Raw genomic sequence first — 19,295 nt, forward strand, 5'->3', positions numbered from 1 at the left:
CTCATCAGGCGTCCGGTCAATGAGACCGAACGTTCTACCTCTTCCCAGCCTGACGACCTCGCGCCGGTTCGTCAAGACCGAACGTTCTATCCGCTAAAGTGGGCGGCATGGCGCGCACCGACTCGACCCGGCCCTCCGAAGCGCGGTCCCGGCTGCTCAACACCGCCCTCCGGGTCTTCTACGCCGAGGGCATCCACTCCGTCGGAATCGACCGCATCGTCGAGGAAGCGCAGGTCACGCGGGCCACGCTGTACCGCCACTTCCTCGGCAAGGAGGAGCTCGTCGTCGCCTACCTGACCGAGGTCGACGGCGCCATGCGCGCCCAGGCGGCCGCGGCCCGCAGCGACTCCCCCGCCGACACCCTGCGCGCCCTCGGCCAGGCCATCGCCGGCGGGATCCGCTCACCCGAGTTCCGGGGCTGCGCCTTCCTCAACGCCGCCGCCGAGTACCCGGACCCCGATCATCCGGTGCACCGGGCCGTACTGGCCCACCGCCGGTGGTTCGAGGCCACCGTCACGGATCTGTTCGCGCTGATCCGGGCAGACGAGGCCGCGCCGGCCGCCCGGCACTTCGTGATGCTGCGCGACGGCGCCATGGCGGCGGGGTGCCTGTCCGACGCGGAGGCCGTCTGCGAGACGTTTCTCCGTGGTGTCGAAGGACTTCTGCGGGCGTTCAGCGCAGAGGCGGAAGCGTCCGGTTGATCACGGGCAGCACGAGCGATCTCGGTGGTTGCCAGACGTCCCGGTCCTCGAACCGCCACGCGTAGGTCAACGCGCCGTCGCGGATGCAGTCGAGCAGGCCGGGCTCCTCGAGTTCGCGTGCCGACCACTCGTAGAGCTGCCGCAGCCTCGGCATGATCATGCCGAAGTCGACGAGGCGCCCGAACCCGTGTTCCTGGCCGAGGTAGTACCGCGCGCTGCCGTTCAGCGGGTACCGGTCCGGAAGCACGCGGGACAGCTGCAGGAAGATCCCCGTCATGCCGAGCCTGGGGTCGCCGAGCAACGGCGCGAGCGCGCGCAGCCGGCTCAGCGACATCCGGGGTGCGGCGACCAGGGCGTGCGTGTAGAGCACCCGGCACAGGATGACGTTCATGAAGAACCGTTCGGGCTCGTTCTCCGCCTCCGCGAGGTCGCGGTGCTCCAGGTACGCGGCGACCACGCTGCCGTTGTGCGCGCGGTACCAGGCTTTCGCGGTAGGGCGGCGCGCGAACGACAGCCAGTGCGCGGCGGTGCGCGAGGAGACCGGGCCACCCAGTCCGCCGCTCAGACCCACCGCCTCGCAGCCGTCGCGGAGGATGCGCTCGTTCACCGCCCGCCACCACGGACTGCCGGGCCGGGCACTGGACCTCGGCCGCAGCACACCCCTGCGCAGCTGCCAGCGCAGGAACGACATCGCCGCCCGGCGGAACGGCAGGTGACGCGGCGCTGTGCCGAACGGGCCGTGGTAGCAGCGTTCCATCAACGCCAGCCGGCCGGCGGGGTCGTCGCGGACCCGCGCGACCTGCTGCTCGGCCCAGGTCGCGGCCGTGACGTCCGGCATCACAGCCAGCCGCGTTCCCTGGCGATGTTCGCCGCGTCCGACCGGTTGCGGGCACCCAGCTTGGCCATCGCCGTCGACAGGTAGTTGCGGACCGTCCCCTCCGCGAGGTTGAGCCGGGCCGCGATGTCGGCGTTGCTCGCACCGGTCGTGACCTCGTGCAGCAACTCGCGTTCGCGCGGCGTGAGCGGGTCGGCGCTGTCCCAGGCGGCCATCGCCAGCTCCGGCGCCACCACGCGTTCGCCTGCGTGCACCCGGCGCAGGGCGGACACCAGGTCCGCGATCGGCGCGTCCTTGAGCACGTACCCCGCCACGCCCGCGTCCATCGCGCGACGCAGGTAACCGCTGCGGGCGAACGTCGTGACGATCAGGACTCGGGTGGTGTCACCGGACCGGCTCAGCTCCTGGGCGACGTCGAGGCCGGAGCGGCCGGGCATCTCGATGTCGGCCAGCAGCACGTCCGGGCGGTGTTCGGCCACGACCGCGAGGGCCTCGTCGCCGTTGCCGGCGGTGGCGACGACCGTGACGTCCGGTTGCAGGTCCAGCAGCTGGGCGAACGCGCCGCGCACCATCGCCTGGTCCTCGGCCAGGACGACCCTGATCACGTCGCCACCCGCAGCGGCACGGCGATGGTCACGGTGGTGCCAGCCGAACCGGTGCGGCGGACCAGGCCGCCGAGCGCGGCGATGCGTTCGCGCATGCCGGTCAGGCCGTTGCCCTCCGGCGCGTGGCTGCCGACACCGTCGTCGGCGATCACCAGGCACAGCTCACCACCGCGGGCCTCGATGCCGATGTGGCAGGTCCTGGCCCGCGCGTGCCGGGCCACGTTCGTCACCGCCTCGCGCAACGCCAGCGCCAGCTCGTGCTCGGTCGAACTGACGATCGTCAGGTCCGGGTCGCGCCGCACGACCACCTCCACGCCCAGGCTCGTCAACGCCGTACGCGCCGCCACCAGCTCGGTCTCCAGGCTCGCGCTGCGCCAGCCGGTGACGGCGTCGCGGATCTCGCCCAGCGCCGCACGCGCCGCGCGTTCGATCTCCGCCGCCTCTGCCGCGGCACGGGTGGGGTCCGCGGCGACCAGCTGGGCGCGCAGGACGATCGCGGTCAGCGTGTGGCCGAGCAGGTCGTGCAGGTCGCGGGCGATGCGCTCCCGTTCGGCGAGGGTCGCGAGGTGCTCGACCCGTGCGGTGCGGATGCGGAGCTCGGCGGCCTCGCGGTCACGTTCGGCCCACTCGACCTGCAGGATGCCGATGAGCCACAGGAAGATCAACGATGGCAGCAGGCCCCACAGCCGGTACGGCATCTCGACCGTCGACACCACGGCGAACAGGCAGATCAGCGCGGACAGGCCGACGAACCACCGCATCGCCACGCGCCGCGACTCGGCGAGACCGGCGAACGCCCCCGCGTAGACGAAGAGCACCGCGGCACCGGTGTTGAACGGCGTCGCCAGCGCGCCGAGCACGACCGTCGGCACCAGGCACCACCAGCGCACGAGATCCGGCCGGTGCCACGCCAGCACGTACATCGGCACGAAGGCCACGACCACGACGGCGACGAGCGTCCAGTCCGGCCAGCCCGCACTCGGGTCGAACACCGGTGCCCACAACAGGTTCCCGAGGTACAGCAGGTGTATCCAGCGGGAGATCCCAGCGACTTTTCTCATGACCGGGCATGACGATACGACACCGCGGCCAGCCCCGCGGCCACGACCGCGAACCCGAGCAGCACGAGCGCATGTGCCAGCACCGGTCCCCCGGTCAGCTGGGCGCGCGCCAGCTCCGCCAGGTGGTAGGTCGGGAGGAACCGGGCGATCTCGGCGAAGAACGCGGGCATGATCGACAGCGGCATCCACAGCCCGGACACGACGGCGGACGGGATCAGCACCGCGTTCAGCACGGCGGCCGCGGCACCCGCCCCGACCTGGAAGCCGATCGCCAGGCTCAGCAACGCGAACGGCAACGCGCCCACCAGCAGCACCAGCAGCATCCGCAGCAGCGCCGGCACCGGCGCGTCCAACGACCTGGTGATCGCCGCGGTCGCCATCATCGCGAGCAGCACCCCGGCCGCGTAAGGCAGTGCCGCCACCACTTTCGCCGCGAGCGTCACGCCGATCGGCACCGCGGACACCCGTTTCGCCCGCAGCCACCCGCGTTCCCGGTCCGCCGCGACGCCGATACCGGGGTTCATCAACACCACCGAGATCACGCCGAACGCGCCGAACGTCGCGACCATCGTGGTGCCCGCCGACACCCCTCCGCTGCTGAACTTCCCGAACAGCGACACGAAGAGCGCGAAGAACGCCACCGGCATCAGGATCGAGAAGAACAGCGCGACCGGCTCGCGGACGATGCCTCTCAGCTCGTCCGTGAGCTCCACTGCGAACACCTTCACGCCGCACCCCTCTCGATCAGACCCGCCACTGCCTCTTCCAGTCCGGCGCCCTCGACCCGCAGATCGGTGAGGCCGGGATCTTCCGCGAGCAACACCCGCAGCAACGCTTCCGGCGTGCGAGTGCCCAGGTGCACGTGCGCGCCGTCGTCGCGCACCGACACCACACCGGGGATGGCTTCGAGCCGCGTGCGCACCAACGACGTCCGCGCGATCACCGTGCGATCGGGCAGCCGCGCCACCAGTTCGTCCGGCGTCCCCTCCGCGAGCACGCGACCGCGGTCGAGCACCACCACGCGGTCGGCGACAGCCGACGACTCCTCGATCAGGTGCGTGGTCAGCAGCACGCCGGTGCCGCGCTCACGCCGTTCCGCGAGGATCTGCCAGAACCTCCTGCGAGCGGGCACGTCCAGGCCCGCGGTCGGTTCGTCCAGCACCAGCAGCCGGGGTTCGGCGACCAGTGCCATGGCGAGCTGCAACCGTTGTTTCTGGCCACCGGACAACTTCGCGGCCCGCCGACCCGCCAGGTCCGTCAGGTCGAGCTCGGCCATGACCGGCCCGGCGGCCGAGCGCGGCACCCCCGCCCGCACCGCGGCACCGGCGACCAGTTCGGCCACCTTCAGCGTGTTCGGGAAGCCGAGCGACTGCTGCACCACACCGAGGTTCCGCCGGGTCGACGCGATCCGCGGATCACCGCCACAAACCCGGACCCGGCCCTCCTTCGCGGCGAGCAGGCCGATCACCAGGTTGACCAACGTCGTCTTGCCGGCGCCGTTCGGCCCGAGCAACGCCACGCACTCCCCCGCGCCGACGTCGAGATCGACGCCGGCCAATGCCTGCGTGGCCCCGTAGTCGAAGCGCGCCCCACGTGTTTCGAGCACCGTTTCCATGGTGCTCAGCGTGCTCGGCGAGAGCCTGGGCCAGTAGTGAGGTGGCGTCACCTCGTCGAGATGACAAATGTCAACCGTGGTCCCGCACTGGGGCGGTTGCTCAGCGCGACCCTCTGACGGCCCACGCCCTGGCGGTCAGCTCGATCGGGCCGCCGGTGTCCAGCCGGGACGCCAGCAGGTCGCGGATCGCGGTCCGCTGGTCCGCTGGCAGCGTGGCCAGGTAGGCGGGTGCCGGACCGGCCCCGGCCAGGAAGGGTTCCCAGAAGTCGGCGAAGTCGCGGAACACCGTGGGCACGACCATGCCGGTCACCTCGACGTCGCGGAGTCCGGCGCCGGTCCACAGGTCGCGCAACGGGTCCTGCCCGCTCACCCCGGCGAAGCGCACACCTTCGTCCTGCTCGGCCGCGGCGGGGTCGACGTCCCGGGCGGCGTCCCAGAAGTGCCGCATCATCCGCATGCCGGCCGCGTAGTCCCACACGTACGACCCGACGAACGAACCGACGCGCGCGAACTCGGAGACGGCGCGGCGCACGTCGGGCACGAAGGTGAGCACGAGCCCGCTCACCACGACGTCGGCTTCGAGCTCGCCCAGTTCGTCCGCGCTGCCGACGTCGAAGGTGGCGCCGTGCACGCGTTGCCTGGCCAGTTCGAGGAAGGCCGGCGACGGATCGATGCCGGTGATCGCGGCCGGCCGCGCGTGGGTCAGCACGGTCTCCGTCAGCGCGCCGGTGCCACAGCCCACGTCGAGCCACGTCCGGCCCGGTGGCACGTCCAGCCACCGCAGGAACTCCACCGCGACCGGCCTGCTCCACCGGCCCACGTACCGCTCGTACGCGTCACCGAGATTCCACATGCCCGAGACGCTAACGCAGCGGCCGGGAGCTCGCCCGGAACTACTTCTTGGAGGCCGCGATCTCGCACTCCTTGGCGTGCTCCAGGCCGAGCGTGATCGACGCCGCGTCGTTGTTGGGGCCGCCGAGCGCGAAGGAGACGGCCTCGGCGCCGGGCTCGTTGGACACCTCGACGTAGCGGACGCCCTTGTCCCGCAGGCACTGCACGACGCGGGTGGCGAAGTCGAGCGCCTCCGGGTTGTTGACGTCCTTCTCCCACGGGGGAAGCGGGTCCTTCGACTCGCACGCCTTCAGCGCCTTGTCGACCTCTTCCTTGACGGGTTGCACGCCGGCCTGGCCGCTGGCCACCTGGCCTTTCTTGTCCAGGCCGAACTGCCCCATGCACCGGTCGTACGCGGCGTACAGGGCGTCGAAGTCCTCCGGCGTCATGTCGAGGCGTTCGCGGGGGCGTTGTTCCTGCGCGGCCGACGTCGGAGCGGCGCTGCTCGGCGTCGTGATCGACGCGACCTGCGGTGGTGCTTCGGTTTTGGAGCAGGCGGCCAGCAACAGAACGAGTGCGAGAGCCGCCTTCTTCAGGTGAGCCATGGGAGTGAACACTGTCCTTTCGTCACGCGGAGAGCGCCTGCGTCGGGGTGAGCCGGGCGGCGCGGATGGAGGGGTAGAGGCCGGCGGCGGCGCCCACGACGAACGCGGCCAGCACTCCGGAAGCCAGGACGGGCAGGGGGATCACGAGCGGCCAGGCGTGCAGGGTGGCGTACCCGGCGACGCCGATGGCGCCCATGGCGGTGCCGGCCAGACCTCCCAGGCCGGACAGCAGGACGGCCTCGGTGAGGAACTGGGCGCGGATGTGGCCGCGGGTGGCGCCGAGCGCGCGCCGCAGGCCGATCTCGCTGCGGCGTTCCAGCACCGAGATCACCATCGTGTTCGCCACGCCGACGCCGCCGACCAGCAACGCGACCCCGGCGAGGCCCAGGAACAGCGCGCTGTAGGAGTTCTGGGTGGCGCGCTTGGCGGCCAGCGCGTCGGACGGCCGGCTCACCTGCACCAGCCCGGGAACCTCGCCGTGCAGCGTGGCCGGCAGCACCGCGCGAACGTCCTCAATGGACTCCTCGCGGGCCTTGACGTACACGACCGTCGGGTGGCCGTCGAAGCCGAGGTCGGCGCGCGCGGACTCCCAGCCGACGAGCACCGAGCGTTCGATGTCGGGGGCGAGGGGCATCGGGCCGAGCACACCGGTCACGGTGAACCACCGCTCCCCCACGAACACGGCGGGCTGGTCCTGGGCGTTCGCGATGCCGAGCCGTTGCGCGGCCACGTTGCCCAGCACCACGGCCGGGAAGTCGGGGCGGGACAGGAACTCACCGCTCCGCACGTATCCGTTGACGACTTCCAGCAGTCCCGGTGTCGCGGCCAGGACGGTGATGTCGGAGCTGTGGCCTGGGTCCAGCAGGTCGTTGCGGCGGACGCGGGCGTGGGTGTTGGCCACGGCCGCGGCGGCGGTCACCGGGCCGATGCGCTGGACCATCGCCACCGACGACTCGGGCAGCAGTACCGGGTTCTCCTGGCGCTGGGCGGGCTGGGCGCGCAGGAGGTTGGTGCCCAGCGCGGTCAGTTCGTCGAGCAGGGCCTGCTGGCTGGAGGCGGGGATGCCGGTGACCACGACGACGGTGGCGATGCCGAGCGCGATGCCCAGTGCCGAGAGGGCGGCGCGGAGCCTGCGGGTGCGGATGCCGAGCGAGCCCAGGGCGAGCAGGTCGACGACGGAGAGCCGGGTCATCGCTCGCCCCCGCTGTCCGCGACGATCCGCCCGTCCCGCAGCTCCACCCGGCGCGGCAGCGATGCGGCGATGTCCCGGTCGTGGGTGATCAGCGCGATGGTGGTGCCTTCCTCGTTCAGCTCCCGCAGCAACTCCAGCACAGCACGCCCGTTCGCCGTGTCGAGCGCCCCGGTCGGTTCGTCGGCGAGCACCAACGCCGGGTTGTTCACCACGGCCCGTGCGATCGCGACGCGTTGTTTCTCCCCTCCCGACAGCTCCTGCGGCCGATGCGAGATCCGATGCCCGAGCCCCACCCGGTGCAGCGCCTCCACGGCCAGCGCCTGCCGGTCCTTGCGCCCCACCCCGGCATACAGCAGCCCGGTGGCCACGTTCTCCACCGCGCTCAGCGCGTCGGACAGGTGGAACTGCTGGAAAACGAACCCCAGCCGGCTGCCGCGCAACGCCGACAACCGCCGGTCCGACAGGGACGACACGTCCCGGCCGTCGATCTCGACCGTGCCCGACGACGGCAGGTCCAGCGTGCCGATCAGGTGCAGCAACGTGGACTTGCCGGAACCGGACGGCCCGACGATCGCGACCAGTTCGCCGGCGGTGATCCGCAGCGAGACGTCGGACAACGCCGTGACGCCGCCGGGATAGTGCTTGCTCACCGAGCGCAGCGCGAGCACCGGGGTCACTGGGCCGTCACCACTTCGAGGCCGTCGGTGATGCCGTCGCCGGAGATCTCGACCTTGTCCTGCGAGTACAGGCCGGTCTGCACGGCCTTCAGCCCACCGCCGGGCAACTGCACGGCGTAGCCGCCCTCCTTCAACGCGATCAGTGCCGCCAGCGGCACGGTCAGCACGCCGGTGCGGCTCTCCGTGGTGATCTTCAACCGGACCGGCGCGGTGTCCAGGTCGCCCACGTCGGGCGGGTTGTCGGGGGTGACCACGACGTCGATCTTCTGGCCACCGCCGTTCTCCGGCGGAGCGGAGTTGGTGACCGCGGTGACCTTGCCGGGCACCTCGCGGTTGTCCGGCCGCACGATCGTCACCGGCAGGCCGGCCTTCAGCGCGCCGGCCTCCGCCACCGGCACCTGGACGGTGACCAGGCGGGTGGTGGGCGTGAGCTCGAACAGTTCTTCCGAAGCGGGGGCGCCGAGCTGCGCCTTCACCGACCCCACGCGCATCGGGTGGTCCAGCACCAGCACGCGGCCGGGAGCCAGGACACCGTTCTGCTCGACGCCGAGCGCCCGTTGCCACTTCTTCACCGCGTCGACCACGCGAGGGGTGAACTCGGCCTTGGCGGCGTCGCCGGGGCGGGTGCCCACCTGGTAGCCGAGCGCGGCGAGGTTGTCCATCACCACGGCGACGTCCGAGCCCTTGAGGCCCGGCGCGTCCAGGGCGCGGAACAGCGGGGTCGCGCCGAAGAACACGACCACCGGCTTGTCGTCCACCCGGTACAGCTCCTTGCCCAGCTCGGTCGTCTGGCCGGCCGCGGGCAGCTTGGTGACGGTGCCGGTGCCTCCTTTGACCGGGCGGGCGGCGCCGAAGCCGAGGTTCGCCTGCAGCACGCGGGTGTTCGCGAGGTCTCCTTTGCGCACGGTCGTCGTCTTCGTCGCTGGTGGCGGCGCCGCGGCAGGCTCGTCCGGTCTGCCGCGCACCAGCAGCACGGCGGCGGTGACGACCACCACGAGCACGGTGGCCGCGATGAGGGCGTTGCGCATGCCGTGGATCTTGATCAGCACTTGTGAGGATCCTGTGACGAACCGGTGATCGCCCCGAGGGCGTCCGTATCCTCTGCGCGTGAGCGCTCTCATCCTGGTCGCGGAGGACGACGAGAACCAGGCCGAGCTCGTCCGGCGCTACCTGGAACAGGACCACCACCGGGTGCTCGTCGTCCACGACGGACGAGACGCGCTGGACGTCGTCCGCGCGCACCGGCCCGAACTAGTGGTGCTGGACCTCATGCTGCCAGGCCTGGGCGGGCTGGACGTCTGCCGTGCTTTGAGAGCGGGCAAGGACCAGCACGACGTTCTGGTGCTGATGCTCACGGCGAGGTCCACCGAGGACGACCTGCTGCACGGGCTCGGGATCGGCGCGGACGACTACATGACCAAGCCGTTCAGCCCGCGCGAGCTGGTGGCGCGGGTGCGGACGTTGCTGCGACGACGTCCCGCCGCACGACCCGCGCCGTTGCTGAAGGTCGGGCCGATCGCGGTCGACCCGATGCGGCACGAGGTGACGGTGCGTGGCGAGCAGGTCGAGTGCACGCCGGGCGAGTTCGGGCTGCTGGAGGTGCTCGCGTCCGAAGTGGACCGGGTGTTCACCCGCGAGCAGTTGCTGGAGCGCATGCACGGCATCGACAGCTTCTTCACCACCCGCACGATCGACACGCACGTCAAGAACCTGCGCCGCAAGATCGAGACCAACGCCCGTTCACCCGAGCACCTGGTCACCGTGTACGGCATCGGGTACAAGCTCACCGCCGGACGCCGTGATGCGTCGTAGCGTCTTCACCCGGCTGCTCGTGGTCGTGGTGCTGATCGCGGTCTGCTCGATCGCCGCGACCGCGTGGCTCGCCACCCAGCTGACGAAGGCGTCGATCGCCCGTGAACAGGGCCGGGAACTGGCCTCCGACAACAAGATCTACGCCACGCTGCTGTCCTACGCCACCAACCACCGCGACTGGTCCGAAGTGGACGGCTGGCTGGACTCGCTGACGAGCGAGCGCTCGCACCGCCGCATCGCGCTGATCACCAAGGACGGCAGGACGATCGTGGACAGGGGCGGCGACGGCGGCCAGCTGCCCGCGACGGCCGCCGCGGTGGTGGATCCGCTGGCGGTCGACCCGGTGCTGGTGCCGGACGCGCCCGCCGACCGGATCGACAAGCGGGTGCTCGGGCCGTTCCGCACGCCGATCGACTTCCGCGACCGCGAGGACCACACCGGAACGCTCATCTGCCTGCGGATGGTCAAGCGCAAGGAGGCGGACGTCGACTGCCGGGACTCGGAACTGCTGTTCGACACCGCCGCCGACTTCTACGCGCTGCTCGGCCTGGAGGACCTGGTCAACGCCTGCCTGGCGCGCAGGTCGCTGCCGCCGGTCGAGCTCGACACCGACTACACGCCCGCGGCGAAGCAGACCACGGGCCTGGCGATCCCGGACGAACCCGCCGTCGCCGGGTGCGTCGCGTCGTCGCGCAAGGAACAGCTCACGCCGTACGTGGCGCCGCCGGTCCTGCTCTACCTGACCAACCCCACCGGCCCGCCGACTGCCGCGATCTCGTTGTCGGGCAACGGCTGGCGGGTCGTGGGCGCCGCGGCGGCGGTGCTGCTGGCCGCGGTCGGGGTGGCGGCGTTCGCGGGCGCCCGGATCACCCGGCCGTTGCGGGCGTTGACGGCCGCGGCGCAGCACCTGTCCGGCGGCAGCGACATCCCGCCGGTGCCGGTACGCGGCCAGGACGAGATCGCGGGCCTGACCAGGGCGTTCAACACGATGGCCGCGAACAGGGCGCAGCTGGAGCAGGCGCGCAAGGCGATGGTCAGCGATGTAGCGCACGAGCTGCGCACGCCGTTGAGCAACATCCGGGGCTGGCTGGAGGCGGCCGAGGACGGGGTGAGCGACCTCGACCCGGCGCTGGTCTCGTTGCTGCTCAAGGAAGCGCTGGTGCTGCAGCACGTCGTCGACGACCTGCAGGACCTCGCCGTGGCCGACGCGGGCTCGTTGCGGCTGACCCGCGAACCGGTGCCGGTCCTGGCCGCGTTCGAGCAGGTCCGCGCGGCGCACGAGGCACGGGCGGCGCAGGCCGGGGTCACGCTGTCGGTGTCCGCCTCTCCTTCGCTCGTCGTGTACGCGGACGCGTTGCGGCTGCGGCAGATCCTCGACAACCTCGTCGCGAACGCCCTGCGGTACGTGCCTTCCGGCGGTTCGGTCGAGGTCAGCGCGGCTCAGGACGACGGCGTGGTGATCTCGGTGGCGGACACCGGTGCCGGCATCGCCGCGGAGGATCTGCCGCACGTGTTCGACCGGTTCTGGCGCGCGGACAAGTCACGTGCGCGCAGCACGGGCGGCAGCGGGCTGGGCCTGGCGATCGTGCGCAAGCTCGTCGAGGCGCACGGCGGATCCGTCGGTGTGATCAGCACAACAGGCCGGGGGACCACGTTCACCCTCCGGTTGCCGGAACTCCCCTGATACTGCCAGCGTTAGTCCGCTGGAGAGGAAACCGGTGATTGTTCCCATGCCCACGAGCGCGCCCCGTCGCACGGGCTCGTTCGTACTGACCGAGGACGTCGCCGTCCGGGTGACCGGACAGGCCCGTACCGCGGCCGCTCTGCTGCGCGAGCACATCTTCGCGCAGACCGGCTACCTGCTCGCGGAGTCGCCCGACGGCATGCTGATGGTGTCGCACGACCCGGCCATGCGCGGCCTCGGCCCCGAGGGTTACGCCTTGCTGGTCAGCAACGACGCGGTGATGCTGCGCGCGGGCACCCAGGCGGGGCTGCGGCACGGCGTGCAGTCGTTCCGCCAGCTGATGACCCGTGACGCCACGGTGCGCGCGGCCGACGTGCGGGACTCCCCCGCGTTCGCCTGGCGCGGGGTGTCGAGCGCCCTGCTGCCGCCGGCCGAGATGCGCAGGGCCATCGACCAGATGGCCGCCTACAAGCTCAACGTGCTGCACGTGTTCCCCGACGGCGACCCCGACGCGCTGCGCGACCTGGTCGAGTACGGCCGCGATCACGGGATCACCGTCGTGCCCGAGCTCAGCCCGGCGACGATCGAACTGCTGGACCTGTTCCCGAGCCGGTGGGTGCACATCGGCAGCGCGAAGCTCACCACGAAGTTCGGCGACCTGCTGCAGCGCCACGGCCGGCTGCCGGTGCGCTGGCACGACGGGAGCAAGGACGCCCTGGGGCCCCACGGCCGGCTCACCGAGGGCGACGACGGCCTGCGCGCCATCGCGACCGCGGGCTGGGTCGGCGGTATCGGCACCACTTCGGCCGTGGCGCCGGCCTAGTGCCGTAACCGGCAGCCTTTGCCCCGTATTTCGGTGTCCAGACGGGTGGATCGCGGTGCCGGCCCCGCGTCCTCATCCTGGTTGGCTGCGGGTGCGGGGCCGGTGCCGCGAGGCGCCCTGCTGGGCGCCGGAAGACGCGGCGAAGGTTGCCGGTTACGGCACTAGTTCTTCACACTCAACGATTTTTCGCAGGTCACGGCGGGCCCGGCGTTCACATGTTTACCGTGGAATTCCCGGTCCGTTTCGGCCACTGCGGTCGACCGGCTTGTCAGGGTATCCGCCGAATGCCGCAATTGACCACGGAAATCGCACCACTCACGGCCTTTTGATCACATTTGTGAACCCTCCGCCGCCTGTCCATTACCTGTTGCACCACCTCGGTGACCTGGCCCGACTCCCTGGAACCGTGCGATTCTTCACGCTGTGCGCCTGCTGCTCGTGGAGGACGACAGGGAGCTGGTGGAGTTGCTCTCCGCCGTGTTCCGCGGTGACGGACATGCCGTCGACACAGCATTCGACGGGCAACGCGGGCTGCATCTCGCGCTGACCAGACCTTATGACGTGGTCGTGATCGATCGCGGATTGCCCGTCATCGACGGCCTGGACCTCCTTTCCCGGTTGCGTTCCCGGTCCGTGTGGACGCAGGCGTTGGTGCTGACGGCGATGGGCACCGTCCACGATCGGATCGACGGCCTCGACGCCGGCGCGGACGACTACCTGACGAAACCGTTCGACCTGGGCGAGCTGCGCGCCCGGCTGCGGGCGCTGTACCGGCGGGCCGCGGAACTGGCCGCCGTGCTGCGGATCGGCGCCGGCCGGCTGGAGCTGGAACAGCACCAGGTGGTGCTGCCCGACGGCGAACGGGTGCAGCTGACCGCCAGGGAGTTCGCCCTGCTGCGCGTGCTCGCCACCCACCCCGACATGGTGCACACGCGGGCCTCGCTGCGGCGAACGGTGTTCCAGGACGCACCCTCACCGTCCATTGTGGACACCTACGTGCACTACCTGCGGTCGAAGGTGGGACGTTCGGTGGTGCGGACGGTCCAGGGGGTCGGTTACCGGTTGGGGGCCCTGTGAGTTCATGGGCGGAGGCCGAGCGCGCGGAGGTCCGGCGGGCGCGGTTGCGGATCAGTGTGCTGGTGGGCCTGGCGATCACCGTGATGATCGCCTTCGTCGGCGCGATCGCGTACGTGGTCATGGTGCAGGCGCAGGAAACCCAGGTGGCGCGCGAACTCCGGTACAACGCCCGGTTCGGCGTGCCGGACGTCGCGCCGCGCTGCGCGTGGGTGTTCGTGCTGAAGAACGGCGTGCTCGACGAGGGCGTGCTGGCCGTCCCCGGCGGGTTCCCGTTGCGCGGTGACCTCGACGCGGTCCAGTCGTCGGGTGTGGCGGTATCGCGCACCGTATCCGCCAACGGCACGCAGTACATGGTGCTCACGACCACGGCCGGGAACTCGACGGCGCAGGCCGTGTTCGACCTGCGGTACCTGCTCGCCGACCGCCACCACCTGCTGCTGGCACTGGGGATCGCCCAGGCCGCCGGTCTGCTGGTGGCGGCGTTGATCGGCCTGGGCGTGAGCCGCCGGACGGTCGGCCCACTGGCGGAGGCACTGGCCAGGCAACGGCGGTTCGTCACGGACGCGAGCCACGAGCTGCGCACTCCCCTCGCGCGGGCGTACCTGCGGGCCCAGCTGCTGTCCGAGGACCTGCCAGAGGACCAGCGGGACGGCCTGGACGCGTTGGCCCGCTCGATCCGCGGCCTGTCGGACGTGGTGGACGACCTGCTGCTGTCGGCCCAGCTGAACCGGGACTCCGCGGCCAGTCCGGTCGACCTCGCCGAGGTGGCGTCGTCGGCGGTGACCGGGGAGACCGAACGGGCGGCCGAACGCCGGATCGCACTCTCCGTCTCCTCGACCGGACCGGTGGTGGTGCGCGGGGTGGAGACCGCGCTGCGGCGGGCGGTGGGCGAGCTGCTGGCCAACGCGGTCCGCCACACGCCGGAGGGCGGGCGGATCTCGGTGCGGGTCGAGTCGCGGGGCGGGTTCGCGGAGCTGGAGGTGGCGGACACCGGCGAAGGATTCGAGCCGGTGGAGGCCCCGCGGTTGTTCGACCGGTTCCACCACGGGCCGGGGGCGGGGCGCTTCGGGCTCGGCCTGGCGTTGGTGCGGGAGATCGTGGCTGGGCACGGGGGCGAGGTGGAGGCGGTCGGGCATCCGGGGCGAGGGGCGCGGTTCACGTTGAGGCTGCCGGTGGCGGAGCGGGGTTCGGGGCCGCTGCGCGAGAGGATCACGTCCGGCTGCCCGTGACCACGTCGGCCGAGGTGCCGAGACCTCCGCGCTGCCGGACACGGATCACCAACCCGCGGCCCGCTGACGCCCCACCAGATCACCACCGCCTGCCCATGACCACGTCGGCCGCCACCCGCACGTCCACGTCCAGCGGCCGATCCGGATCCACCGGCTCGATGGCGTCGGCGAGTGCGTCCAGCAGCTCCGCACAGCGCGGCGCGGTCGGCCTCCTCCCACCCACGTGCACGGCCTGCCGCAGCCCCAACGCGAGCGACCCGCACAACAGCCGCAACAGCTCGGCCAGGTCGTAGGCGCGCAAGGCGGCCTGGGTCCCGAACGGCACGACGTCCTGGTTGTGCAGGTTCGTCGGCAGGCTCTGGGTGCTGGCGGGCAACACGTTCCGCCGGATCTCGGCGACGAACGCCGTCGTGGCCAGCTGCACGCCCTGCAACCCGTGCTGCTGACCGGGTCCGGCGGCGAGCATCGGTGGCAGGCCGGTGTTGCGGGCCGGGTCCACCAGCAGGTCCAGCTGGCGTTCGGCCAGGTTGCCCAGCGACGCCGTCACCATCGCCAGGACGTCGGCGGCGAACGCGGCGGGCTGGCCGAAGAAGTTGCCGCCGTGTGCCACCAGGTCGTCGCCGGGGAAGAACAACGGGTTGTCGCTCACCCCGCCGAGGTCGGCGAGCACCACACCGTCCACGTAGCGCAGCGCGTCCTCGGCCGCGCCGAGCAGTTGTGGCGAGCAGCGGATGCTGTAGGGCTCCTGCAACGGCCGCGATCCGCTCGGCCGCGTGCCTTCGAGCAGCTCGCGCATGTCCGCGGCGACCGCGAAAGCACCGGTGTGACCGAACGCGGAGATCAAAAGCGGATCCAGGAAGCCGGGATCGGCGCCGAGCACGTCCACCAGCAGACACGTCAGATCGGCAACGGCGCGATGCGACGCACGGATCGACGACAGCGCAAGGGCCGTGGCGGCAGAAGTCAGAGAGGTGCCGTTGACCAACGCCAGGGCGTCACGGCCGTCGAGCTCCAACTGCGAAAGTCCCGCAGACGCCAAGGCCTCCGAAGCGGGCATTCGGACGCCGTCGAGGTAAGCATGCCCACGGCCGCGCAAGGCCTGCGCCGCATAGGCGAGCGGGATCAGGTCACCGCTGGCGCCCACCGAGCCGTAGCGCGGAATCGCCGGCACGAAGGTGGTGGCGAACATCGCGGCGAGGCCGTCCACGACGTGCGCGGACACGCCGGACAAACCCTGGGCCAGCGACCAGGTGCGAACCAGCAGCGCGGCGCGGGCGATGTCCAGCGGGAGGTCGGGGCCCTGGCCGGCGCCCAGGTGTGCCAGCGTGTTGTCGCACTGGTCGGCTTCGGTGGCACGGCCCGCGTAGCCGACCAACGCGCCGAAGCCGGTCTTGGCGCCGTACACCGGACGTTCGTCGTCGGCGAGCACGGCGCGTAGGTACGCACGGCCCCGTGCGACGCGATCGGACACCTCGGCTCCCACCACCACGTCCAGCGGTGCGGAAGCACGCAGCAGATGCGCGACGGAGAGCGGTGAACCCAGGTCCACGGACGTGGCTGAAGCGGTCGTGGTCACCGCACGGACGGTAGGCAGCCGATCTCAGAAAGTTCTGAGATCGCGTCGGTAGCTTCCCGAGCATGGCGTACGACTACCTGATCATCGGCGCGGGACCGGCCGGTTTGCAGCTCGCCGCACTGCTGGAGCGGGACGGTCGCGACTACGCCGTCCTCGAGCGCGGCAGCGGGGCCGGCACGTTCTTCACCCGCTACCCGCGGCACCGCAAGCTCATCTCCATCAACAAGGTCCACACCGGGTCCACGGATCCGGAACGGCGCATGCGGATGGACTGGAACTCGCTGCTGCTCGACGACCCCGAGCTGCTGTTCACCCGCTACAGCCCCAAGTACTTCCCGGACGCCGACGACATCGTCCGGTACTTCCGGGACTGCGCGAACGGCCTCAACGTCCAGTACGACATCGATGTCACCACCATCGACCGCGACGACAGCGGGTTCGTCCTAACCGACCACAACGGACAGACGTGGCAGGCGAAGAACCTCATCATGGCCACCGGCGTCTCGCAGCTCCACGTACCGGAGATCCCCGGCATCGAGCACGTCGAACGCTACGACACCTTCGACACCGACCCGGCGGGGTTCACCGACCAGCGGGTGCTCGTGATCGGCAAGGGCAACTCGGGTTTCGAAACCGCCGACGCTCTCGTCGAGCACGCGGCGGTGATCCACGTGGCCGGGCCGCACTCGGTGAAGCTGGCCTGGCAGACCCACTACGTCGGGCATCTCCGCGCGGTCAACAACAACTTCCTCGACACCTACCAGCTCAAGTCCGAGAACGCGGTCATCGACGGCACGATCGAACGCATCGAGCAACGGCCAGAGGGCGGGTTCCGCATCCAGTTCCGGTACGCGCGCACGGTCGAGAAGCTGCGTGAACTGGACTACGACCGAATCATCGCATGCACCGGGTTCCGGTTCGACGCCTCGGTCTTCGCGGAGAACTGCCGCCCGGACCTCGTCATCAAGGACCGGTTCCCACAGCTCACCCCGGCGTTCGAGTCGACGAACATCCCCGGCCTGTACTTCGCGGGCACCATCACGCAGTCCCGTGACTTCAAGAAGTCCACCAGCGGGTTCATCCACGGCTTCCGCTACGGCGCCCGCGCACTGCACCGCGTCCTGAGCGCCCGCAACCACGACACCCCGTGGCCGGGCACGGAGCTGGAGCTGTCCCCGGAGGCGATCAGCGACGCGCTGATCGCCAGGCTCAACACGTCCTCGGCGCTGTGGCAGCAGTTCGCGGTCATGGGTGACGTGGTGACGGTCGACGCGGACACGGCGCGGTACGAGGAAGAAGTGCCGGTGGCGTACGTGGCCGACGGCGGCCTCGGGCCGGCCGAGCACCGGTTCGTGGCGACGCTGGAGTACGGGCCGGACCACGACACCGTAGACCCGTTCGACATCACCATCCCGCGCGTCGCCGAGAACGACGTGGTGAACGCGGCCGACGCCAGCTACCTGCACCCGGTCATCCGCTACCACCGCAACGGCGTGCTCGCCGCGACCCACCACCTCGCGGAGAACCTCGAGAACCAGTGGGACTTCCCGGAGGTGCACCAGCAGCCGCTGGTCGTGTTCGTGAAGGAATGCCTTGCCGGCGCGTGACGCCGAGCCGTTCCCGCGCGCGGTGCTCGACGTGCTCGGCGCCGCCGCGGACCGGCCGGTGTTCGAGCACGGCACCCGCGTGGTGACCGGGTCCGAGCTGCTCGACCTGATCGCCCGGATCGCGAACGGCTTGCGCGGCAACGGTCTCGGCCCCGGTGACGGGGTCGCGTTGCTCCAGGGCGTCACTCCGGAGGCGTTCGCCACGATCCTGGCGGCGCACGTCGTGGGCGCACGGGTGGTGGGCGTGCGGCCGGGGCTGACCGCGGCCCAGGTCGAGCACCTGCTCGGCCTCGACATCAAACTCGTCGTCCGCGAAGTCGACGACCTCGTCAAGGCTGCCCCCGAACCGTTGTACTGCACCGGAAATCCCGATGACGTCGCCCGGCTCATCCACACCAGCGGCAGCACGGGCGCGCCCAAGGCGTGCGCGCAGACCTACGCCTCGATGACCAACGCGTGGACGGCCCGTCCCAGCGCGTGGCCGCCGGCGATCCGGGAGCTGGCCACCCGCCTCGACCGGTACCTGGTGTTCGGATCGCTGTCGAGCCAGGTGATGTTCGAGTACGCGATCCTGACGCTGACCGCCGGCGGCACGATCGTCGTCGCCGACGACCCCGCCGACGCGATCACCCGGTACCAAGCCACCGCGCGCGTGATCACCGTGCCCGGCCTGGCGAAACTCGTTGCCGGCGAACGCCACTCCCCCGCCGACCTGTCGTCGTTGCGGGCGCTGCTGGTCTCGGGCTCGCCGCTGTCCACCGAACGCCACCGGGAAGCCCTCGAAGTGCTGGGACCGGTGCTGTTCCACGGTTACGGCCAGACCGAGACCGGGATGATCTCGATGGCCACACCGTCCGACCCGCCAGGCACGGTCGGAAAGCCGCCGGTGGATGTGGAAATCCGCGACGGCGAGCTGTTCGTCCGCACCCCTGGCCAGGCCGACAAGTACTGGGCGAACCCGGAGGAGTCGGCCGAGGTGTTCGTGGACGGCTGGATCCGCACCCGCGACCTCGGCCACTTCGACGCCGACGGCTTCCTGCACCTGACCGGACGCGCCAGGGACGTCGTGATCGTCAACGCGAACCTGCACTACCTCGGCCCGATCGAGCACCTCATCGCCGAGCATCCGGACGTCGCCGAGGCCTACGCGGTCGCCGCGCCGGACAACGACACCGGCGAGGCCGTGCACGCGTTCGTCGTGCCCAAAGGGGATCGCGTGCCCGAGCTCGCCGAGCTCCGGAAACTGGTGACCGAACGGCTGGGCGCGGCCTGCGCTCCCGTCCGCCTCACCGCGATCTCCGAACCTCCCGTCGCACCCAGCGGCAAACCCGACAAGCGTCAGCTACTCGCGTGAAGGAGAACGTC

Annotated in this window: 19 protein-coding genes; 8 read left to right on the forward strand and 11 right to left on the reverse strand. The window is 71.0% G+C overall.

The window, feature by feature from the left end; genetic code table 11:
- The first annotated feature begins 107 nt into the window (after positions 1–107).
- A complete protein-coding gene (locus B0F77_RS06760; RefSeq protein WP_086661908.1) occupies positions 108–701 on the forward strand; it encodes a TetR/AcrR family transcriptional regulator in 594 nt (197 codons plus the stop codon).
- Here B0F77_RS06760 and B0F77_RS06765 read toward each other — a convergent pair.
- The 10 genes from B0F77_RS06765 to B0F77_RS06810 form a co-directional block, all read right to left on the reverse strand.
- Entirely contained in the window at positions 673–1,539 is an 867-nt protein-coding gene (locus B0F77_RS06765) for a hypothetical protein (RefSeq protein WP_086662097.1), read from the reverse strand. The genes B0F77_RS06760 and B0F77_RS06765 overlap by 29 nt on opposite strands.
- Complete coding sequence (locus B0F77_RS06770; protein ID WP_086661909.1) at positions 1,539–2,141, reverse strand: response regulator transcription factor; 603 nt, start codon at positions 2,139–2,141, stop codon at positions 1,539–1,541. The genes B0F77_RS06765 and B0F77_RS06770 overlap by 1 nt, the downstream gene beginning before the upstream one ends.
- Positions 2,138–3,202 carry a sensor histidine kinase gene (locus B0F77_RS06775; protein ID WP_086661910.1) on the reverse strand — a complete coding sequence of 355 codons (1,065 nt, stop codon included), beginning with the start codon at positions 3,200–3,202 and terminating at the stop codon, positions 2,138–2,140. The genes B0F77_RS06770 and B0F77_RS06775 overlap by 4 nt, the downstream gene beginning before the upstream one ends.
- Positions 3,199–3,930: an ABC transporter permease gene (locus B0F77_RS06780; protein ID WP_086661911.1), complete on the reverse strand. Its 732-nt coding sequence runs from the start codon at positions 3,928–3,930 to the stop codon at positions 3,199–3,201. Before B0F77_RS06780 ends, B0F77_RS06775 begins: the two co-directional genes overlap by 4 nt.
- The gene (locus tag B0F77_RS06785; protein WP_086661912.1) at positions 3,927–4,817 is read right to left on the reverse strand and encodes an ABC transporter ATP-binding protein; all 891 of its coding nucleotides are present in this window, start codon (positions 4,815–4,817) and stop codon (positions 3,927–3,929) included. Before B0F77_RS06785 ends, B0F77_RS06780 begins: the two co-directional genes overlap by 4 nt.
- Before the next feature lie 100 nt (positions 4,818–4,917).
- Positions 4,918–5,670 carry a class I SAM-dependent methyltransferase gene (locus tag B0F77_RS06790; protein ID WP_086661913.1) on the reverse strand — a complete coding sequence of 251 codons (753 nt, stop codon included), beginning with the start codon at positions 5,668–5,670 and terminating at the stop codon, positions 4,918–4,920.
- Positions 5,671–5,710: 40 nt separating this feature from the next.
- Positions 5,711–6,253 carry a hypothetical protein gene (locus B0F77_RS06795; protein ID WP_086661914.1) on the reverse strand — a complete coding sequence of 181 codons (543 nt, stop codon included), beginning with the start codon at positions 6,251–6,253 and terminating at the stop codon, positions 5,711–5,713.
- Between the two features lie 22 nt (positions 6,254–6,275).
- The gene (locus B0F77_RS06800; protein WP_086661915.1) at positions 6,276–7,445 is read right to left on the reverse strand and encodes an ABC transporter permease; all 1,170 of its coding nucleotides are present in this window, start codon (positions 7,443–7,445) and stop codon (positions 6,276–6,278) included.
- Positions 7,442–8,122, reverse strand: a complete 681-nt coding sequence (locus B0F77_RS06805; protein WP_086661916.1) for an ABC transporter ATP-binding protein — start codon at positions 8,120–8,122, stop codon at positions 7,442–7,444. The genes B0F77_RS06800 and B0F77_RS06805 overlap by 4 nt, the downstream gene beginning before the upstream one ends.
- Entirely contained in the window at positions 8,119–9,171 is a 1,053-nt protein-coding gene (locus B0F77_RS06810) for a peptidoglycan-binding protein (protein ID WP_086661917.1), read from the reverse strand. The genes B0F77_RS06805 and B0F77_RS06810 overlap by 4 nt, the downstream gene beginning before the upstream one ends.
- A 58-nt stretch (positions 9,172–9,229) precedes the next feature.
- Here B0F77_RS06810 and B0F77_RS06815 point away from each other — a divergent pair, with 58 nt between their 5' ends.
- The 5 genes from B0F77_RS06815 (at position 9,230) to B0F77_RS06835 (ending at position 14,747) form a co-directional block, all read left to right on the forward strand.
- Positions 9,230–9,934: a response regulator transcription factor gene (locus tag B0F77_RS06815; protein ID WP_086661918.1), complete on the forward strand. Its 705-nt coding sequence runs from the start codon at positions 9,230–9,232 to the stop codon at positions 9,932–9,934.
- Positions 9,924–11,618 (forward strand): HAMP domain-containing sensor histidine kinase, encoded by a 1,695-nt coding sequence (locus B0F77_RS06820; RefSeq protein WP_086661919.1) that lies wholly within the window; start codon positions 9,924–9,926, stop codon positions 11,616–11,618. The genes B0F77_RS06815 and B0F77_RS06820 overlap by 11 nt, the downstream gene beginning before the upstream one ends.
- Positions 11,619–11,652: 34 nt before the next feature.
- Positions 11,653–12,441 (forward strand): glycoside hydrolase family 20 zincin-like fold domain-containing protein, encoded by a 789-nt coding sequence (locus tag B0F77_RS06825; protein ID WP_281252475.1) that lies wholly within the window; start codon positions 11,653–11,655, stop codon positions 12,439–12,441.
- 423 nt (positions 12,442–12,864) lie between these two features.
- Positions 12,865–13,518, forward strand: coding sequence for a response regulator transcription factor (locus tag B0F77_RS06830; RefSeq protein WP_425435627.1), 654 nt, complete (start codon positions 12,865–12,867; stop codon positions 13,516–13,518).
- A complete protein-coding gene (locus tag B0F77_RS06835; protein WP_245847866.1) occupies positions 13,515–14,747 on the forward strand; it encodes a sensor histidine kinase in 1,233 nt (410 codons plus the stop codon). The genes B0F77_RS06830 and B0F77_RS06835 overlap by 4 nt, the downstream gene beginning before the upstream one ends.
- Before the next feature lie 79 nt (positions 14,748–14,826).
- On the opposite strand, the gene B0F77_RS06840 is transcribed toward B0F77_RS06835, so the two are convergent.
- Positions 14,827–16,323, reverse strand: a complete 1,497-nt coding sequence (locus B0F77_RS06840; protein WP_211293695.1) for an aromatic amino acid ammonia-lyase — start codon at positions 16,321–16,323, stop codon at positions 14,827–14,829.
- Positions 16,324–16,385: 62 nt separating this feature from the next.
- Here B0F77_RS06840 and B0F77_RS06845 point away from each other — a divergent pair, with 62 nt between their 5' ends.
- Together B0F77_RS06845 and B0F77_RS06850 are read left to right on the forward strand one after the other, a co-directional pair.
- Positions 16,386–17,930 carry an NAD(P)-binding domain-containing protein gene (locus B0F77_RS06845; RefSeq protein ID WP_086661922.1) on the forward strand — a complete coding sequence of 515 codons (1,545 nt, stop codon included), beginning with the start codon at positions 16,386–16,388 and terminating at the stop codon, positions 17,928–17,930.
- On the forward strand, positions 17,917–19,284 hold the full coding sequence (locus tag B0F77_RS06850) for a class I adenylate-forming enzyme family protein (RefSeq protein ID WP_211293696.1): 1,368 nt from the start codon (positions 17,917–17,919) through the stop codon (positions 19,282–19,284). The genes B0F77_RS06845 and B0F77_RS06850 overlap by 14 nt, the downstream gene beginning before the upstream one ends.
- Positions 19,285–19,295: the final 11 nt, after the last annotated feature.

The sequence above is a fragment of the Lentzea kentuckyensis genome (genome assembly GCF_002150765.1).
Lineage (GTDB): Bacteria > Actinomycetota > Actinomycetes > Mycobacteriales > Pseudonocardiaceae > Lentzea > Lentzea kentuckyensis.

Coding starts and splice junctions, on each gene's coding strand:
- B0F77_RS06760 (WP_086661908.1), top strand. CDS start 108: ATGGCGCGCACCGACTCGACCCGGCCCTCCGAAGCGCGGTCCCGGCTG.
- B0F77_RS06765 (WP_086662097.1), bottom strand. CDS start 1,539: ATGCCGGACGTCACGGCCGCGACCTGGGCCGAGCAGCAGGTCGCGCGG.
- B0F77_RS06775 (WP_086661910.1), bottom strand. CDS start 3,202: ATGAGAAAAGTCGCTGGGATCTCCCGCTGGATACACCTGCTGTACCTC.
- B0F77_RS06785 (WP_086661912.1), bottom strand. CDS start 4,817: ATGGAAACGGTGCTCGAAACACGTGGGGCGCGCTTCGACTACGGGGCC.
- B0F77_RS06790 (WP_086661913.1), bottom strand. CDS start 5,670: ATGTGGAATCTCGGTGACGCGTACGAGCGGTACGTGGGCCGGTGGAGC.
- B0F77_RS06795 (WP_086661914.1), bottom strand. CDS start 6,253: ATGGCTCACCTGAAGAAGGCGGCTCTCGCACTCGTTCTGTTGCTGGCC.
- B0F77_RS06800 (WP_086661915.1), bottom strand. CDS start 7,445: ATGACCCGGCTCTCCGTCGTCGACCTGCTCGCCCTGGGCTCGCTCGGC.
- B0F77_RS06820 (WP_086661919.1), top strand. CDS start 9,924: ATGCGTCGTAGCGTCTTCACCCGGCTGCTCGTGGTCGTGGTGCTGATC.
- B0F77_RS06845 (WP_086661922.1), top strand. CDS start 16,386: ATGGCGTACGACTACCTGATCATCGGCGCGGGACCGGCCGGTTTGCAG.